Source organism: Stenotrophomonas maltophilia group sp. LNF247 (genome assembly GCF_054083135.1).
In genome coordinates this window covers 246,056-263,460 of sequence record NZ_JBSRQL010000002.1, presented here as the reverse complement: position 1 = coordinate 263,460, position 17,405 = coordinate 246,056, and the positions used below count along the sequence as shown (strand labels likewise).

Genomic DNA, 17,405 nt, shown 5'->3' with positions numbered 1-17,405 from the left:
GCCGGGCCCGTACCTCTCATGGAATCAAGGACGCAACCGATGACTGCTGCAAAGCTCCGCCGTTCGACCGTTTCGCGCCGTTCCTTCCTCCCCTCGCCGCTGGCGTCGGCCATTGTCGGTTCGTTGCTGGTGGCCACCGCACTGCCGGTACTGGCCCAGGACAGTGACGACGCCCTGGCCCGTTACCAGCTGCAGCGCAGCCTGCAGTCGGCGTTCGCCGCGCAAAGCGGGGTGAGCACCTCCGCTCCCGCGATGATCGCTCCCTCGGTAGCGATTCCGGTGGCGGCGCTGGCTCCCAGCGCCGGTGCTTCCGCGGAGCCGGTCATGGGCAAGCCCGGCGACGCTGCGAGCTGGCGTACCAGTGAATTCGAACTCGACTGGGGCCTGGCTGCGATCAATGCCGACGTGGCCTATGCGCGCGGGCTGACCGGTGCGGGCATCCGCCTGGGCGTATTCGACAGTGGCACGGGTCTGGACCATCCGGAATTCGCCGGCAAGGACAACCGCAGCATCCGCATCGCCGATCTGATGGCTGACGGCACGCGCTGCACCAACACCACCGCAGTGCGTGGGCCGGCGGCCTGCTTCGCCAGTGATGGCGATGACGTCCAGATCAGCTATGTCGGGTACAACGCCAACGTGCCCGACAACATCCGCAGGATCATCGAGTCGGGCCCCTATGTGCAGCCGGGGATGCAGTTCGAGATCCATGGCACACACGTTGCTGGCACCATCGCGGCGAACCGGGACGGAAGCGGCATGCACGGTGTGTCCTTCGGTTCGGACCTGACCGTTGGCCGGCTGTTCTCCGACAGCATCCGCGAGTGGCAGCGCACGGCGACTGGCTACTCGGTCGTGACACTGGGCGCGATCGGCCCGAAAGTCAGCGCCTTCCAGGACCTGTATGCCCAGATGAACGCGCAGGGCGTGCGTGCCATCAACCATAGCTGGGGCCTGGTCACGGAACCGACAACAGCGACGGACATGGACGCGATCTACAACGACCCGGACGACCGCCAGTACCTGAACACCTTTGCCGACGGATCGCGTGCGCGCGGGATGATCCAGGTGTGGGCGGCCGGCAATACCAGTTCGGTCATTCCGACGCCTGCGCAGAGTCCCATCGCCGGCCTCTACGCCACGCTGCCGCGCGCATTCGCCGACATCGAGCCGTACTGGTTGAGCGTGGTCAACGTCGGTACCAATCTGACCCTGAGCAATCGTTCCAACAAGTGCGGCCTGAGTGCCAACTGGTGCCTTGCCGCACCGGGTTCGGACATCGTATCGACCGCCTATGGTGATGATTCCAGCCTGGCCGGCAGCGTCGGCATCGACGCCAACGGCAACGTCAGCCTGGACATCCAGCAGCGCGTGCCTACCTATGGCTATGCGCTGCTGAGTGGAACCTCCATGGCCGCGCCCCACGTCACCGGCGCGCTGGGCCTGCTGTTTGAACGCTTCCCCTATCTGGACAGCGCTCAGGTGCGCGATGTGCTGCTGACCACGACCACCGATCTGGGCGCGCCCGGCATCGACGACATCTACGGTTGGGGCCTGTTGAACCTGGCCAAGGCCATCGACGGTTACGGTTCGCTGCGCGTGGACACCGACGTGGTGATGAACCAGCGTGCCGGTGGCCTGAAAGTGTGGGAAGGCGATGCCTGGGACAACTGGACCAACGACATCGGCGGCCCCGGCAAGCTGACCAAGAGCGGCATCGGCTGGCTGCGCTTGAGCGGCGACAACAGCTTCAACGGTGCGCTGGTGCGCGAGGGCGTGCTCGAACTGGATGGCGTCAATACGCTCACCGGAGCGGTGGACGTGGCCGGCGGCAGCTTCCTGCTCAATGGCACGTTGAAGAACACTGCGCTGAACAGCCAGGGGGGCGCCAGCCACATCAACGCACGCGGTGTGCTGGATGGCTCCGACCTGAACGTCAACGGTGGCGTGGTCATCTTCGACGGCGTGCAGCGCGGCGCCCACACCTCGGTGGCCGCGCAGGGGACGTTCGAATTGAACGGAAGGCTGGAAAACAGCGCGTTGACCAGCCTGGGCAACAGCCGTGTGAATGCAGGCGGGTTACTCGCAGGCTCCGACCTGACCGTCAACGGTGGCGTGCTGTCGTTCAACGGCACGCAGAGCGGTGGTCACACCCTCGTTGGCCGCAACGGCACACTGAAGGGCATCGGCCAGCTGGGCGATACCACCGTGGCCGGTATCGTTGCACCGGGCAACTCGATCGGCACGCTGACCATCAACGGCGACTACGTGCAGACCGCCACCGGTGTGTACCAGGCCGAGCTGGCCCCGGGCGGGCACAGTGACCAGTTGCGCGTCACCGGTACCGCCACCCTGGGCGGCACCCTGATCGCCCTGCCGGAAGCGGGCACCTATTACCTGGGTGAGCAGTTCAACTTCATCCGTGCCGAGGGCGGAATCCGCGGCCAGTTCGCCACCACCGACTTCAGTGCGTTCTCGCCGTTCCTGAAATTCGGGCTGTCCTATGGCACCGGTGGCGCGCGCATTGAAGTCACCCGTGGCAATCCGCTCGCCAGTGCCGCCAGTACCGACAACCAGCGCGCGGTGGCCACTGTGGCCGACCGGCTGGCGGTCAACCAGGGCCTGCCGCGCCCACTGACCCTGCTGTTCCCTCAACAGGTAGGCGCTGCACTGGACGGCCTCAGCGGCGAGCTGCATGCGGCCACCGCGATGGCCCTGGTCGAGGGCAGCCGCTACGTGCGTGATGCCGCACTGTCGCGCCGCGTCGGTGTGCGCGCGCCGGGAGCAGACAGCGACGCCGCCACGGGGGTCTGGGTACAGGCCATCGGTGGCAGCACCACGCTGGACGGCAATGGCAACACCGCACGCACCGAAGCCAACAGCAGCGGCCTGCTGGTAGGCGTGGACCGCGAGATCAACGGCTGGCAGGTGGGCATGCTGGCCGGTACCGGCCGTACCGATGCCAAGCAGCAGGAAGGACGCCGTGCGCGTGCCAAGGTCGACAATACGCACCTGGGGGCCTATGCCAGTCACGATTGGGGCGCCTTCGGCCTGCGGGGTGGCCTGGCCTGGAGCGAGCATGAGGTGAAGAGCACCCGCGAGCTGGCCTTCTCCGGTTACAGCGATACGCTGGCGGCACGCTATGACGGCCGCACCCGCCAGGCGTTCGTCGAGGCGAGCTACCGCTTCGGCGGCCGCGAGGCGGGGTTGGAACCTTACCTGCAGCTCGCACGTGTGGAAGTGGACATGAAGCGCGTCAACGAACGCGGCGGTGCGGCTGCACTGCAGGGTGAGGTGGACGATCTGCGTACCACCGTGGCCACGGCCGGCCTGCGTTTTGACAAGGGCCTGAAGGCTTCGTTCCAGCAGGACAGCTGGCTGCACCTGCGCGGTGGCGTCGGGTACCGCCATGCCAGCGGTGACCGCGACCCGGCGGCCCGCTTCGCCTTTGCCACCGGCAGCGACAGCTTCGTGGTCAGCGGTGCCCCGTTGGCTGACAGGACGGTGGTGGCCGAACTGGGGCTGTCGGCATGGTTGACCACACGCCAGCAGCTGGAGCTGGGCTATAGCGGCCAGTTTGGCGACGAAAGCCGTGACCACAGTGCCAACCTGCGCTGGTCGGTGCGCTTCTAAGCCACCGGTTCCCGCAGGGAAACCAGGAGGGCGGCCGCAGGGCCGCCCTTCTTCGTTGCCGGCCCAGGTGTGGGTTGGCCCGTGCACGCCTACAATGGCGGCCCCCACGCCGTACCGGACCGCCCATGAAGAGCAAGCAGGAAATCGTCGACAACTGGCTGCCGCGCTACACCGGCGTGCCGCTGGACCAGTTCGGCCAGCACATCCTGCTGACCAACTTCGGCGGCTACCTGCACACCTTTTCCGAGCTGACCGGTGCGCCGGTCATCGGCCTGGACCGGCCGATGGCCAGTGCCACCATCGATGGCATCACCATGATCAACTTCGGCATGGGCAGCCCCAATGCCGCGATCATCATGGATCTGCTGTCGGCAGTGATGCCCAAGGCGGTACTGTTCCTGGGCAAGTGCGGTGGCCTCAAGCGCAAGAACCAGCTGGGTGACCTGGTGCTGCCGATCGCAGCGATCCGCGGCGAAGGTACCTCGGGCGATTACCTGCCGCCGGAAGTCCCGGCGTTGCCGGCGTTCGCGCTGCAGCGTGCGGTGTCCACCATGATCCGCGACCGCGGCCACGACTACTGGACGGGCACTGTCTACACCACCAACCGCCGGGTGTGGGAACACGACGAGGGCTTCAAGGAGCGGCTGCGGGCGATGCGCTGCATGGCCATCGACATGGAAACGGCCACGGTATTCGCCGCCGGCTTTGCCAACCACATCCCCAGTGGCGCGCTGCTGCTGGTGTCGGACCAGCCGATGATACCCGACGGGGTCAAGACCGAGGCTTCCGATGCCAAGGTCAGCTCCCAGTTCGTGGAAAATCATATCCAGATCGGTATCGAGGCGCTTAAGCTTATCCGGCGCAACGGCAAGTCGGTCCGCCACCTGCGCTTCGATGAATGATGATGATGGCCTGGCGCGGCGCGCCGGCCCTGGGGAGTAGGTGATGGACGTTGCCGCGCAAGTGGTGGATTTCTGGAAAGAAGCGGGCCCTGCGAAGTGGTTCGCCCGCGACGATGCGTTCGACGCGCAGTTCCGCCAGTTGTTCCTGGATGAGCATTTCGCCGCCGCTTCGCGTGGGCGTGAACACTGGCTGGGCAGTGCCGAGGGCGCACTGGCGCTGATGCTGCTGCTGGACCAGTTCCCGCGCAACTGCTTCCGCGGTACTGCCCATTCCTATGCCACCGATGGCCTGGCCCGGCACTACGCCATGCGCGCCATCGAGGAAGGCCTGGACCTGCAGCTGGTGCCGAAGCTGCGCGCCTTCATCTACCTGCCGTTCGAGCACTCCGAGGACCCGTTGGACCAGGACCGTTCGGTGGCGATGTTCGATGTGCTGGGCGACAAGGAATACCTGCAGTACGCCGAGCTGCACCGCGACATCATCCGTCGCTTCGGGCGCTTTCCGCACCGCAATGCCGTGCTGGGCCGCATCCCCACCCCGGAAGAACTGGATTACCTGGCCGAAGGCGGTTTCGCCGGCTGAAAAAAGGGGACGGAGGGGATTAAGTCGTTTGTGGCATAAACGACTTAATCCCCTCCGTCCCCTTTTTTTGGGGGCCAGATCCGCTTTCCTCAGGAAAGGGCGCTGACCCCGCGCCGTCAATCAGTACTTCGGCACGCCGTTGTCGACGTCTTCCGACCAGGCATTGATGCCGCCGGTGACGTTGAACACCTTGGTGAAGCCCAGCGCACGGAACTGTTCGGCGGCCTGCGCGCTGCGGCCACCGTGGTGGCACATGAAGGCCAGTGCGGTGTCCTTGGGCAGGGCTTCCAGCTCGGCACGGCCGTTGCCGTCGAAGGTCTTGAACGGCACGCCCACCGCAGCGATCTCGCGCTCGTCGGCCGGGCGCACGTCCACCAGGGTGATGTTGCCGGCACGCACCAGGTCGTCGGCATCGCGCACGCTGATTTCCTGCACCGGCTTGGGCGCATTCGGGTTGTCGATGGCCAGGCCCTTGCCGCGGATGTCGTCCACCCAGTCGATGGTGATGCCGTTGGCGCGACGCGCGCTGGCCAGGTCGAACTGCACGCGCAGGCCGTTGGACTCGGCGGCGATGGCGCTTTCGTCGTGGGGGGCCAGCTGGAAGTTGGGCTGGAAGCGGGCGTCGATGGTCAGCTGCAGGGCCGCGCCCGGGGCATCGGCCAGCGCGCCCTTGAGCATTTCCACGGCCGCCGGCGTGACGGTGATGCTCGGCGGGGTACGGTCCGGTGCCGGCAGCCCCAGCACGCTGCTCAGCTCGCCGCTGGCGGCCATCTGCAGCACGATGTCGCTGCCGCCGACCAGTTCGCCGTCGATGTACAGCTGCGGAATGGTCGGCCAGTCGCCATAGGCCTTGATGCCTTCACGGATTTCCTGGTCGGCCAGCACGTTGACGTGGGCGAACTCAACGCCCAGGTCCTGCAGGGCGCCGACGGCCTTGGCCGAGAAACCACACTGCGGCATCGACGGCTGGCCCTTCATGAACAGCACGACGCGGTTGGCGTTGAGGATGGATTCGATGCGCGAACGCAGGGCGGGATCGAGGGACATGGACGTCGGGGTTCCGGGAATTCGAATCATCAATTCTACCCCTCATGGCATCATGGGGGATGAGCAACGCAGGAACATTGCATCGCATCCCGACCCGGCCCTGGCGCTGGCTGCCCTGGCTGGTGGCGTCGCAGCTGGCCGTGATCCTGGTCTGGTCGCTGGCGGGCTGGCGGTGGGGCCTGCCGCTGATGGTGACCAGCCACGCGCTCTTTCTGGTGCCGGTGTTCCTGCCCAACTGCCACTTCTACGCACCGGTGCTGAGCCGGGTACCGGAGGCCGGCAACAGCGTCTGGTTGACCATCGATGACGGTCCCGGCCCGGAGACCCGGGCCGTGCTCGATCTGCTGGATCGCCACCAGGCACGTGCCACGTTCTTCCTGGTCGGCGAGCGGGCGCTGGCGCAGCCGGAGCTGGTGCAGGAGATCCTGCGCCGGGGCCACGACCTGGGCAACCACAGCCACAGTCATCCACAGGCGCGCTTCTGGCGGCTGGGCCCGGCAGCGATGCGTGCCGAGATCGAGGGCTGCCAGCATGCGCTGCAGGCGGTGGGCGGTCGCCCGGTGCGCTGGTACCGCTCGGTGGTGGGCATGACCAATCCGTTCGTGGCGCCGGTGTTGAAGGCGCTGGGACTGGTGCGCGTGGGCTGGAGCGCCCGTGGCTACGACGGTGTCGGCTGCACGCCGGAGGGCGTGCTGTCGCGGCTGCTGCCGGACCTGCGCCCGGGCGCCATCGTGCTGCTGCATGAGGGGGCCGCCCACGGCCACAACCTGGCGATCATCGAACGCGTGCTGCAGGCGCTGGACGAGCGGGGGCTGAAGGCGCGGCTGCCGGTTCCGTAACGCCGGGCCCTGGTGGTGTAGAGCAGCCGAGCATGGGCTCGGCGCTACAAGGGGGGGCGATCATCCTGTAGCGCAGCGCCGGCACATACTGCACTCGGCGCTACAACGCGGGGCGTTCGGCCACCAGCAACCAGCTGTTGAACGGCGTGCGCCCATGCAGGGGACGCGGGGGGGTCACCTGTAATCCGGCTTCGACCAGCGTTGCCTGCAGCGCCTGCGGATCCGGGTAATGACGGGGGCGGGTGCCCATCCAGCCGATCAGCCAGGCCAGCCGGTCCGCCACCCGGGTAGTGCGGTCGCGGCCATCGCCGGTAGCGAGCGGCGTGCGCAGCAGCAGGCGGCCACCGCGGGCTACCCGTGCACTGGCCTCACGCAGCAGTGCCTGCTGTGGGCCCGCGTCCAGGTACTGCAGCACATCCAGCAGCAGCACATGCCCGGCCTGCGCCGGCAGCGGCGCCTGCACGTCCAGGCAGTCGAAGCGCACAGCGGGCAGGCCGGTGGCGGCACGCTGGGCGCGGGCGATCTTGCCGGCATCCACGTCCACGCCCAGGTAGGGCTGGGAGCCACCGCGCTGGCGCAGCACGTGGGCGAACAGGCCCAGCCCGCAGCCGAGGTCCAGCACGGGTTGCCCGTCGCCAGGCAGGTGCTGCAGCACGCCGTCATACAGCGGGTCGCTGCCCAGCTTGCTGCGGGTGTAGTAGTAGTCGCGGCGGCTGGCCCAGGCGTGCGCGGGGCGGAATGCCTCGGCGATCGCACGGGCCTGCGGTGCGGCCAGGGGAGTGCAGGGCAGGGGCGGGCCGTTCCGTGGCGTGCCGTCCATCGCCTCAGTCCGTTCCGCCGAGCAGGTGGGCGGCGACCGGCAGCGCGCGCGCGCTCCACAGCGCGTACATCCGTGCTGAAGGGTGCAGGCCGTCGTCGGCGATCATCGCCGGGTTGTCGCCCTGGTCACGGCTGATATCGGTGATGTCGACGAAGGCCACGCCCTGCTGGGTGCTGATCACTTCGGCAGCGGCATTGAACTCGTCGGTCTCGATCTCGATCGCGGCCAGGTCACGGCCGCTGCCGATACCAAACGGGGTTGCACCCCAGTCGGGGAAGGACAGCACCAGCACGCGCCCGGCATCACCGCCGGCGAAGCCGATCGCCCGCTCCAACAAGGCCCGGAACTGGCTGCGGTACTCGTCCAGAGGACGCCCGCGGTACTGGTTGTTGACGCCGATCAGCAGGCTGACGAAATCGAACGGCCCCTGCGGCGCGGCCGCATCGATGCCGGCATCGAGTTCGTCGGTGGTCCAGCCGGTGGTTGCAATGGTCTGCGGATCGGACAGCTCAATGCCCTGCGCACGCAGGGCGGCGGCAAGCTGGTGCGGCCAGCGGCCTTCGACGGCAACCGCTTCTCCGGTGGTGTACGAGTCGCCCAGCGCCAGGTAGGACAACGCCACGGCTCAGGCCACCGAACGGCGCGGCTTCAGCGGCACGACCTTGGTGGCGTCCTCGGCACGGCGGGCCAGCACGCGGTCGATGCGTGCGAACACATCGCGCATGACCGAGGCTTCCGGCAGCAGGGTCACGCGGAAGTGATGGCGGTAAGGCACGTTGAAGCTGGAGCCGGGTACGACCAGCACGCCTTCGTTGTTCATCAGGTCCAGGGCGAAGGTGTGGTCGTCGAAGCCCTTGGCGGCGGCACCGACCACGGCCGGGAACGCGTACAGCGCGCCGGCCGGGGCAACCAGCGAAAGGTGTTCGCTGGCCTCGCAGGCCTCGATCACCGTGCGCCGGGTTTCATACAGACGGCCGCCGGGGGCGCACAGCTCGGAAATGGTGTCCGGGCCGTTCACTGCCGCGTCGATGGCGTACTGGCCCGGCACGTTGGCACACAGGCGCAGCGCGCTCAGCAGGTCCAGCGCGGCGCGGAAATCGCCCAGGCGTGCGTCATCGCCACTGAGGTGCGCCCAGCCCACGCGCCAGCCGCAGGCGCGGTGCACCTTGCTCAGGCCGCTGAAGGTCAGGCACGGATGGTCGCCGGCCAGCGGCGCGACCGGCTGGAACACCGCGTCGTCGTACAGGATCTGGTCGTAGATCTCGTCGACCAGCAGCAACAGGTTGTGGCGGCGCGCGATCTCGACCACGCGCTCCAGCAGTTCGCGCGGGTAGCTGGCGCCGCTGGGGTTGTTCGGGTTGATCAGCACGATGGCGCGGGTGCGCGTGGACACCAGCGTCTCGATCTCGGTCGGGTCGGGCTGGAAGCCGTTTTCCGGCGCGCAGCGGTAGTACACCGGGCGGCCGTCGTTGAGGATGGCCGCGGCCGACCACAGCGGGTAGTCCGGCGAGGGCACCAGCACTTCATCGCCCGGGTTCAACAGCGCCCGCAGCGACAGATCGATCAGTTCGCTCACGCCGTTGCCGACGAACACCCGGTCCGGATGCGCATCGGGCGCACCGCGGCGCGCATAGGCGGCGGCAATGGCTTCGCGTGCGACCGGCAGGCCCTGCTGGTGGGTGTAAGGGTCGGTACGGCCCATGTCATCGGCAATCGCGCGCTGCAGGTGCTCGGGCGCACGGAAACCGAAGTTGCCCGGGTTGCCGATGTTGAGCTTGATCAGCTTGCGGCCCTGCGCCTCCAGTTCCCGGGCTCGCCGCGCCAGTTCTCCGCGGATTTCGTAGCGCACTTCGGAAAGGCGCTCGCGGATGGCCAGGGGCTTGGGCGAAGGGGTGGACATGGGGAATGGGCCGTCAAAAGGCATGGGGCTTCCATCCTACCGGAATTGCTGCAATGCATGGCAAGGGCTCCGGGCCCGCCATTGCTGGGCTGGCAGGGCGTCGGCACAGGTAGAATGGCCGCGATGACCCAGACCCCCGATTTCATCGCCCTGCAGACCATTGGCTGGCCCTGGCCGGGCCCGGCGCAGCAGGCCGACTGGCAGGCCGCGATGGCCACGCATCCGCAGGCCCGCCCGGCGCGGGTGATCGAGCAGCACCGCACCCACTACGTGGTGGCCGATGGCCCGGATGCGTCGATCAAGGCCGAGTCGCTGCCGGAATGGCAGCGCCCGCGCTTCCCCAGCCATGAACGGCCGGCGGTGGGCGACTGGGTGCTGCTCGATGGCATCCGCATCGTCGCCCTGCTGCCACGGCGCACCGCGATCAAGCGTGGTGCCGCGGGTGAGCACTACCACCAGCAGGTGATCGCGGCCAACATCGATACGGTGTTCATCGTCTGTGGCCTGGACGCTGACTTCAATCCGCGCCGCATCGAGCGCTACCTGCTGCTGGTCGGCGGTGGCGGTGCCGAACCGGTGGTGGTGCTGACCAAGGCCGACCAGACCGAATACAGCGAGGACGCGCTGGCAGTGCTGGAAGAACTGGAGATGCAGGGCATCGCCTTGCATGCGATCAACGGCCTGGACGCCGACAGCGTGGCGGTGCTGCAACCGTGGCTGGGCCCCGGCCGCACGGTGGTGCTGGTCGGCTCCTCCGGTGCCGGCAAGTCCACGTTGACCAACACGTTGCTCGGCGAGCAGCGGATGAGGACCAACGCGGTGCGTGCCAACGATTCGCGCGGGCGCCACACCACCACGCACCGCGCGCTGATGCCGCTACCGACCGGTGCCTGCCTGATCGACACCCCCGGCATGCGCGAGCTGAAGCCGACCGGTGAAGAGACGCTGTCCGAAGGCGGCTTCGCCGATATCGAAGCGCTGGCCGCACAGTGCCGCTTCAACGACTGCAAGCACCAGCAGGAACCGGGCTGTGCTGTTCGCGCAGCGATCGACGCGGGTGAGATCGAAGAGAGCCGGCTGCTGAACTACTTCAAGCTGAAGGAAGAAGTGGCCGTGGCCGCAGCGAAGCTGGCCGTACGCCAGGCCGAGACCGCGCAGGAACGCGGCGGCAGGAAGGGCAAGGGCCAGCAGTTCCGGCCGGCGGGGAAGCCGCGTAGGCGGTAACAAGGCAGCCGAGCATGGGCTCGGCTCTACAGCTGGTCCGCGGTGGAGTCATTTCATGTAGCGCCCGAGCCGATGCACGGGCGGCGGCGCACCGCGCCGGGCACGGCAGGGCGTTATAGTCCGCGCATGGAACCGACTGCGACGCTGGACCGTGACGTGGCCCACCATGCAGCGCTCGATGCGCGCCTGGTCGAGGCCGTGGGGGGCATCCGCCTGCTGGGCCTGACCAGCTGGCCGGCCACGCTGCAGGCACCGTTCCTGGAAAGCGTGGCGCGCGGCCAGCCGGTGCTGCCGAAGGTGGACTACCCGAGGCTGGATTTCAGCGAGGAGCGCCGTGCGCTGGCCGCGATCGCCGGCAACTGCGATGACAGCCACCCGCTGGGCCACTATGTGCAGCAGTCGGCGCAGAGCTGGGATCTGGCCGCGCAGCTGTTGGAGGGGCTGGGCACTGCGGCAGTCGATACCTGTTCGGTGCAGCTGTTTGGCGCACCCGAGCAGCCGCTGCCGGGCAATGGTCCGAGCACGCGCGACGCAGCGCGCCACTTCATCCAGATCGCTACCGAACTCGATCACGAACTGCTGGCGCCGGAAGAGCAGGTACCGGTCTCGGCCATTGCCCTGCAGCTGCAGCTGCAGAACGATCTGGATGCGTTCTTCGAATCGCGCATCATCCAGGTTCAGCTGGATCCGGAGCTGGTGTCCAAGGCCGCTGCCGGTCCGACCCGCATCCGCCTGCGTACCAGCGCGCGCTTCAGTGCCTACGACCGCGCGCAGCTGTTCCACCATGAAGCGCTGGTGCATTCGCTCACCGCATTGAACGGTCGCGGCCAGCCGGTATTGCCCAGCCTGGCACTGTCCTCGCCACGGGTGACGGCGACCCAGGAAGGGTTGGCCACGTTCGCCGAGCAGATCACCGGCAGCATCGACATCGAGCGCCTGAAGCGGATCAGCCTGCGTACCGAAGCGATCGCGATGGCACGCGAAGGCGCCGACTTCATCGAAGTGTTCCGCTATTTCTGCGATGCCGGGCAGAACCCGGAGGAGAGTTTCGCCTCGGCACAGCGCGTGTTCCGTGGCGTGCCGCCCAATGGCGGCTTGGCGTTCACCAAGGACACGGTGTACCTGCGCGGGCTGGTGTCGGTGCATACCTTCTTCCGGCACATGCTGGCCGAGGACCGCCTGCAGGTCTGCCGCTGGTTGTTTGCCGGCAAGATGAGCCTGACCGATGCGATTGCGTTCGCGCCACTGTTCGAAGCGGGTGTGCTGAAGCCGCCGCGCTGGCTGCCGCACTGGGTGAGCCGGGCGAACGGGCTGGCCGGGATGCTGGCGTTCTCGCTGTTCGCCAACCGGATACGGATGGACCAGCTGGCGCCGGAATGAAATGCGTTGGCGGGATGATGCGCTGGCGCCTCGATGGATATCGCTGGGCGGCGGTGGGGCACCCTGGCCAGGACACGCCGTAAACCCATCCATGGGGGCTCGATCGGCGCATCCATGCGCCTCACGGTCCTGGCCAGGGTGCGCCACCGCCGCCAGACAGTTTCCCGCGCGGGCGGCAGCACATCACCGCGCCGAAGGGATTGCGCTTGAAAAGCAAAGAGCCGGGCAATGCCCGGCTCTTTGCTTTTGCTCTTCTTTGCCTTCCGCACCGTGGCGCGGGAAACCGTCGAGCAGGGTCGGATGGGCCGGCGCAGGACCGTTGACGCCATGGATGGCGCCATCGAGCCCCCATGGATGGGTTTACGGCGTGTCCTGCGCCGGCCCATCCGGCCCTGCCCCGCGATGATAATCAAGACGCCGCGGAGCAACGCTTTCGACTTAGAACTCCGCCGCCACCGTCATGAACAGCTGCCGCGGCGCGCTCGCATGGATCGCATAGCGCGTGCCCTTCGGATCGGTCGGCGCGAACGAACTCAGCTGGCCGGCATAGCGCTTGTTGGTCAGGTTGGTCGCATTCAACGACACCCGAACGTTGCGCAGGCCCAGGCCCGGGCCGAAGTCGTAGCCTGCACCGGCGTCGAAGGTGGTCACGCCCGGCACCGACTGGTCGTTGGTGTAGGTGTAGTAGCGCTTGCCGGTGTACTTGGCACGCAGGCTGGCGAAGAAGCCATCGCGGTTCCAGCTGATCTCGCTGGAGGCCATGCGCTGCGGCGTATCCACCGTGATCTTGCCGGCCACCGGTACGATCGCACCGCCCGAGGTGTAGTCATCCTCGTAGGTGGTCTTGTTCCAGGACAGCGCGTTGTACCACTGCAGGCCGTCGATCGGCTTGAGGATGAAGGTCAGTTCCGCGCCGTGGCTCTTCACCGAACCGACATTGATGAAGCGCGTTACGCACTCCGGACGCGTGCCGACTTCGATGCTGGAACACGGGTTCAGCGACAGCAGGCGGTTGTCGAACTTCACGTTGTAGGCCGCGATCGAGGCCTGGTACTTCTCGCCGAAGGTACGGAAGCCGGCTTCCAGGCTCTTGGACTTCTCCGGCTCCAGCCCGGCGCTGGCCGCGAACGATTCCGGCGACACCTGCAGCGGGCCGCCGCTGCCACCGCCGACGAAGGCGGCGATGTTCTCGGCGTAGGAGGCGAACAGCTCGTTGTTGGCGTTGAGCTTGAAGCCCAGGCCCACCTGCGGCAGCACCGATTCCTTGGCGGTCAGCGTGCCCGAGGCGATGCGGGTTTCCACGCCCGGCTGGGCGGTGGCGCGCATGCGGGTGTTGGGGCTCTTGATGCCCACGTCTACGGTCAGCCGTTGGTCCAGGAAGCGCATGCGGTCCTGCACGTAGAACTGGCGCGTGCGGATGTCGAAGTCCTGGTTGAACAGCAGGCGGTCGGGGTTCTTCAGGTACAGGTCGTCCAGGAACGGGCCACTGATGTAGTAGAAGTTGCGCGACACGTTATGGTCGTTCTGCTCGTACCACAGGCCGGCTTCCAGTTCGTGGATGCCCACCGTCCACGACAATGCGGCGGTCAGGCCATCGCGGTTGATCGTGTAGTTGGTGCTGCGGATCGAGATCGGCAGCATCCTGTCGGTGCCCGGGTAGGATGGCTGGCCCGGTGCCCACCAGTGGCCCTGGCCACGGTTGTCGTGGTGGTAGGCCAGCAGCTTCAGGCGGCCCTGCTCGCCCAGGCGAAGGTCGGCATCGACCGAATAGAGGTTGTCGTCGCGCAATGCGCGGCTCTGGTAGTAGGCATCGTCGATGCTGTTGACGCCGCCGCTGAACTTGCAGCGTGCCTTGTTGTAGGTGCCCGGCGCGCAGTACGCAGCGGCCACGGCGCGATCCCAGTCCGGCGCGTAGATGTTCCAATCCCAGCCCAGGCCACGCGCCAGCATGTCCTTGGACAGGTAGGCGTAGTTGGCCTGGCTGGCGCGCGAGGTGGCCACGAACGCACCGAAGCGGTGGTCGCCGACATTCCACACTGCCTTGGCGTTGAACTGGCGGGTGGTCTGGTTCTGGTAGGGCGCGGCCCACATGTCCTGGTCCTGGTGCACGCCGGACACATAGGCCGAGAAGCCGTTGATGTCACCGGTATCCACGCGCAGGTAGCCACGGCGCTGGCTGTTGTCGCCGACGGTGACGCTGGCGCGGCCACCGAACTCGGTGGACGGGTCCATCGAGAAGTACTGGATGGTGCCGCCCAGGTTGCTGGTCGAGGCCACGCCCAGCGAACCGATGCCCTGCGACAACTCGGCACCGGCCAGATTCTCGGCGATGATCGCGCGGGCGATGCTCAGGCCGTTGTAGTTGCCGTAGCTGTTGTCGCCCAGCGGGATGCCGTCCAGCGTATAGCCGAGGCGGCTCTTGTCGAAGCCGCGCAGGCTGATGGTCTGCGATTCTTCGTTCGCGCCGAAGGCATCGTTGGACTGCACCGACACGCCCGGCAGGCGGTCGAGGATCTTCTGGCCACTGGTGCCTGGAGGCAGCACCTGCTTGTCGACCGCGGTGATGCGCTGCACCTGGCGGGTCTCGCCCTGGCCGATCACGGAGACGGTATCCAGCGTCTGCGCGCTCAGTGCGGCGTCGGTGCTGGCGCCGGTGTCGGCAGCGGTGGCGGCATGGGCGCTGGCGGCGGCGGAGAGCGCGATCGCCACGGCGATCGTCAGGTGTCGGGTCTGCATGGTGGTCCGTTGCATGGGGGGGGGCACCGGCACGCGTGCGCGGTGCATGGCCACTATGCGAGCGGAACATGAAACCTTCTTTACGAAAAACCAACGAACGACGCAGGCCCCCGTGCGTGTCCTGCTACCCGATAGAAAAGGGGCCGGATCCCACTCGCGAACGAAGGTTCACCGGCCCCGCGCACTCCGTGGGGAGGGCTCACCCCATGTACAGGCCACCGTTGACCGGATAGTCGGCGCCGGTCACGTACGAGGCTTCATCCGAGGCCAGCCACGCGCACAGGCCGGCCACTTCTTCGGGGCGACCCAAGCGGCGCACCGGCACCGAGGCGGCCAGCCGGTCCAGCACATCCGGCGGGAAGCTGCTGATCGCCTGGCTGGCGATGTAGCCCGGCGACAGCGTGTTGACGGTGACCCCGCGCGACGCAACTTCGGCAGCCAGTGCACGGCTGAAGCCATGCATCGCGGCCTTGGCGGTGGCGTAGTTGACCTGGCCGATCTGGCCCTTGTGGGCGCTGACCGAGCCGATGTTGATGATGCGGCCCCAGCCGCGCGTGGCCATGCCATCGACCACCTGCTTGGTCAGGTTGAACAGCGCGTTGAGGTTGGAAGCGATCACCGCGTTCCAGTCCTCCACCGTCATCTGCCGGAACAGCAGGTCGCGGCTGCCGCCGGAGTTGTTGACCAGTACATCGACCTCACCGACTTCGGCGCGGACCTTGGCGAACGCCGCGCTGGTCGAGGCCCAGTCGGTCGCGTTGCCTTCGGAGGCGATGAAGTCGAAACCCTGTTCGCGCTGCTCGCGCAGCCAGTTGGCCTTGCGCGGCGAGTTCGGCGCGCAGCCGGCAACCACGGTGTGGCCGCTGCGGGCCAGGCTCTGGCAGATGGCAGTGCCGACACTGCCCATTCCACTGGTGACGTAAGCGATTCGAAGCGTCATTGCAGAAGGCTCCTTGGCAAAGGGTCAGGCGGCAAGGGGATACAGGCCGAACAGCAGGCTGCCGATCATCAGCAGCATCGAGATGGCGATGGCCCACTTCAGGGTGAACTTCTGGTGGTCGGCGAATTCGACCTTGGCCAGGCCCACCAGCAGGTAGGTGGACGGCACCAGCGGGCTGAGCAGGTGCACCGGCTGGCCGGCCAGCGAGGCGCGCGCCATTTCCACCGGGGTGATGCCGTAATTGCCGGCGGCCTCGGACAGGATTGGCAGCACGCCGAAGTAGAACGCGTCGTTGGACATGAAGAAGGTGAACGGCATCGACGCCACCGCCGTGATCACCGCCAGGTACGGGCCCCACGATTCCGGAATCACGGCCAGGAAGCTGTGCGACATCGCCTCCACCATGCCGGTGTTGTTGAGGATGCCGGTGAAAATGCCTGCGGCGAAGATCAGTGATACCACCGACAGCACGTTGCCGGCGTGGTTGACCACGCGGCGGCGCTGCTCGGCCAGGTTCGGATAGTTGATCACCAGGGCGATGGCGAAGCCGACCATGAACAGCACCGGCATCGGCAGCACGCCAATGATCAGCGCGGTCATCAGCGCCACGGTCAGTGCCAGGTTCACCCACAGCAGCTTCGGCCGCTTGATGTCTTCGGCATCTTCCACGGTCGGCAGCGCGTTGCTGTCGTCGGACACGCTGTTGTCCATCCAGCTGCCGCCCTTGGGCAGGGTCACAACACCCAGGCGACGGCGTTCCTTCAGGCCCAGGTACCAGGCCAGCAGCAGCACGCCGGCACAGGCGATCACCATCGACGGGATCAGCGGCACGAACACGTCGGCCGGGTCCACGTGCAGCGCGGTGGCCGCGCGTGCGGTCGGGCCGCCCCACGGGGTCAGGTTCATCACGCCGCCGGCAAGGATGGTCACGCAGGTCATGTTCAGCGCGTTCATGCCCAACCGCTGGTACAGCGGCAGCATCGCCGAGACGGTGATCATGTAGGTGGTCGAGCCATCGCCATCGAGCGAGATCAGCATCGCCAGCACCGCGGTGCCAAGCACGATCTTCATCGGGTCGCCCTTGACGAAGCGCAGGATCACCCGCACCAGCGGATCGAACAGGCCGGCGTCGATCATCACCCCGAAGTAGAGGATGGCGAACATCAGCATCACGCCGGTGGGTGCGATCTTCTTGATGCCCTCCAGCATCATCTCGTCGATGCCGGCACCGAAGCCACCGATCAGCGCGAACAGGATGGGGATGGTGATCAGGGCGACGAGCGGCGACAGGCGCTTGCTCATGATCAAGTACATGAACGTAATGACCATGCCAAAGCCGAGGATGCTCAGCATCATCTGCGGACTCCTTGCGAAAACAGGACGTGGGGAGTGGAAGGGGCC

The 17,405-nt window shown here is 67.1% G+C and carries 13 protein-coding genes; 6 read left to right on the top strand and 7 right to left on the bottom strand.

Annotation, left to right across the window (positions count from 1 at the left end):
* Nucleotides 1-39: 39 nt before the first annotated feature.
* From ACTXG9_RS03265 to ACTXG9_RS03255, 3 genes are all read left to right on the top strand, one after another.
* Nucleotides 40-3,633, top strand: a complete 3,594-nt coding sequence (locus ACTXG9_RS03265; RefSeq protein WP_456115451.1) for an autotransporter domain-containing protein — start codon at nucleotides 40-42, stop codon at nucleotides 3,631-3,633.
* A gap of 125 nt (nucleotides 3,634-3,758) precedes the next feature.
* Nucleotides 3,759-4,535: an AMP nucleosidase gene (locus ACTXG9_RS03260; protein WP_058983588.1), complete on the top strand. Its 777-nt coding sequence runs from the start codon at nucleotides 3,759-3,761 to the stop codon at nucleotides 4,533-4,535.
* 43 nt (nucleotides 4,536-4,578) lie between these two features.
* On the top strand, nucleotides 4,579-5,118 hold the full coding sequence (locus tag ACTXG9_RS03255; protein ID WP_019662077.1) for a DUF924 family protein: 540 nt from the start codon (nucleotides 4,579-4,581) through the stop codon (nucleotides 5,116-5,118).
* A gap of 120 nt (nucleotides 5,119-5,238) precedes the next feature.
* On the opposite strand, the gene grxD is transcribed toward ACTXG9_RS03255, so the two are convergent.
* Nucleotides 5,239-6,165 (bottom strand): Grx4 family monothiol glutaredoxin, encoded by a 927-nt coding sequence (grxD, locus tag ACTXG9_RS03250; RefSeq protein ID WP_026347276.1) that lies wholly within the window; start codon nucleotides 6,163-6,165, stop codon nucleotides 5,239-5,241.
* Between the two features lie 59 nt (nucleotides 6,166-6,224).
* Here grxD and ACTXG9_RS03245 point away from each other — a divergent pair, with 59 nt between their 5' ends.
* On the top strand, nucleotides 6,225-7,004 hold the full coding sequence (locus tag ACTXG9_RS03245; protein ID WP_019662075.1) for a polysaccharide deacetylase family protein: 780 nt from the start codon (nucleotides 6,225-6,227) through the stop codon (nucleotides 7,002-7,004).
* A 100-nt stretch (nucleotides 7,005-7,104) separates the two neighbouring features.
* Here ACTXG9_RS03245 and ACTXG9_RS03240 read toward each other — a convergent pair whose 3' ends face one another.
* Genes ACTXG9_RS03240 through ACTXG9_RS03230 form a run of 3 tightly spaced genes read right to left on the bottom strand, consistent with a single transcriptional unit; the run spans nucleotide 7,105 to nucleotide 9,724 of the window.
* Nucleotides 7,105-7,824, bottom strand: coding sequence for a class I SAM-dependent methyltransferase (locus tag ACTXG9_RS03240; protein WP_021203924.1), 720 nt, complete (start codon nucleotides 7,822-7,824; stop codon nucleotides 7,105-7,107).
* 4 nt (nucleotides 7,825-7,828) lie between these two features.
* Complete coding sequence (locus ACTXG9_RS03235) at nucleotides 7,829-8,446, bottom strand: SGNH/GDSL hydrolase family protein (protein WP_111104241.1); 618 nt, start codon at nucleotides 8,444-8,446, stop codon at nucleotides 7,829-7,831.
* Nucleotides 8,447-8,449: 3 nt separating this feature from the next.
* The gene (locus ACTXG9_RS03230) at nucleotides 8,450-9,724 is read right to left on the bottom strand and encodes a pyridoxal phosphate-dependent aminotransferase (protein ID WP_456115450.1); all 1,275 of its coding nucleotides are present in this window, start codon (nucleotides 9,722-9,724) and stop codon (nucleotides 8,450-8,452) included.
* A 114-nt stretch (nucleotides 9,725-9,838) separates the two neighbouring features.
* On the opposite strand from ACTXG9_RS03230, the gene rsgA reads away from it, so the two are divergent.
* Together rsgA and ACTXG9_RS03220 are read left to right on the top strand one after the other, a co-directional pair.
* Nucleotides 9,839-10,948: a ribosome small subunit-dependent GTPase A gene (gene rsgA, locus ACTXG9_RS03225; RefSeq protein ID WP_021203922.1), complete on the top strand. Its 1,110-nt coding sequence runs from the start codon at nucleotides 9,839-9,841 to the stop codon at nucleotides 10,946-10,948.
* Between the two features lie 126 nt (nucleotides 10,949-11,074).
* Nucleotides 11,075-12,328 carry a flavohemoglobin expression-modulating QEGLA motif protein gene (locus ACTXG9_RS03220; protein ID WP_197575523.1) on the top strand — a complete coding sequence of 418 codons (1,254 nt, stop codon included), beginning with the start codon at nucleotides 11,075-11,077 and terminating at the stop codon, nucleotides 12,326-12,328.
* A 438-nt stretch (nucleotides 12,329-12,766) separates the two neighbouring features.
* On the opposite strand, the gene ACTXG9_RS03215 is transcribed toward ACTXG9_RS03220, so the two are convergent.
* The 3 genes from ACTXG9_RS03215 to ACTXG9_RS03205 all read right to left on the bottom strand — a co-directional run bounded on the left by ACTXG9_RS03215 (nucleotide 12,767) and on the right by ACTXG9_RS03205 (nucleotide 17,357).
* Complete coding sequence (locus ACTXG9_RS03215) at nucleotides 12,767-15,064, bottom strand: TonB-dependent receptor (RefSeq protein WP_197575521.1); 2,298 nt, start codon at nucleotides 15,062-15,064, stop codon at nucleotides 12,767-12,769.
* Between the two features lie 199 nt (nucleotides 15,065-15,263).
* Nucleotides 15,264-16,004, bottom strand: coding sequence for an acetoacetyl-CoA reductase (gene phbB, locus ACTXG9_RS03210; protein ID WP_005419193.1), 741 nt, complete (start codon nucleotides 16,002-16,004; stop codon nucleotides 15,264-15,266).
* Between the two features lie 24 nt (nucleotides 16,005-16,028).
* Entirely contained in the window at nucleotides 16,029-17,357 is a 1,329-nt protein-coding gene (locus tag ACTXG9_RS03205) for a CitMHS family transporter (protein ID WP_029550722.1), read from the bottom strand.
* Between the last annotated feature and the right edge of the window lie 48 nt (nucleotides 17,358-17,405).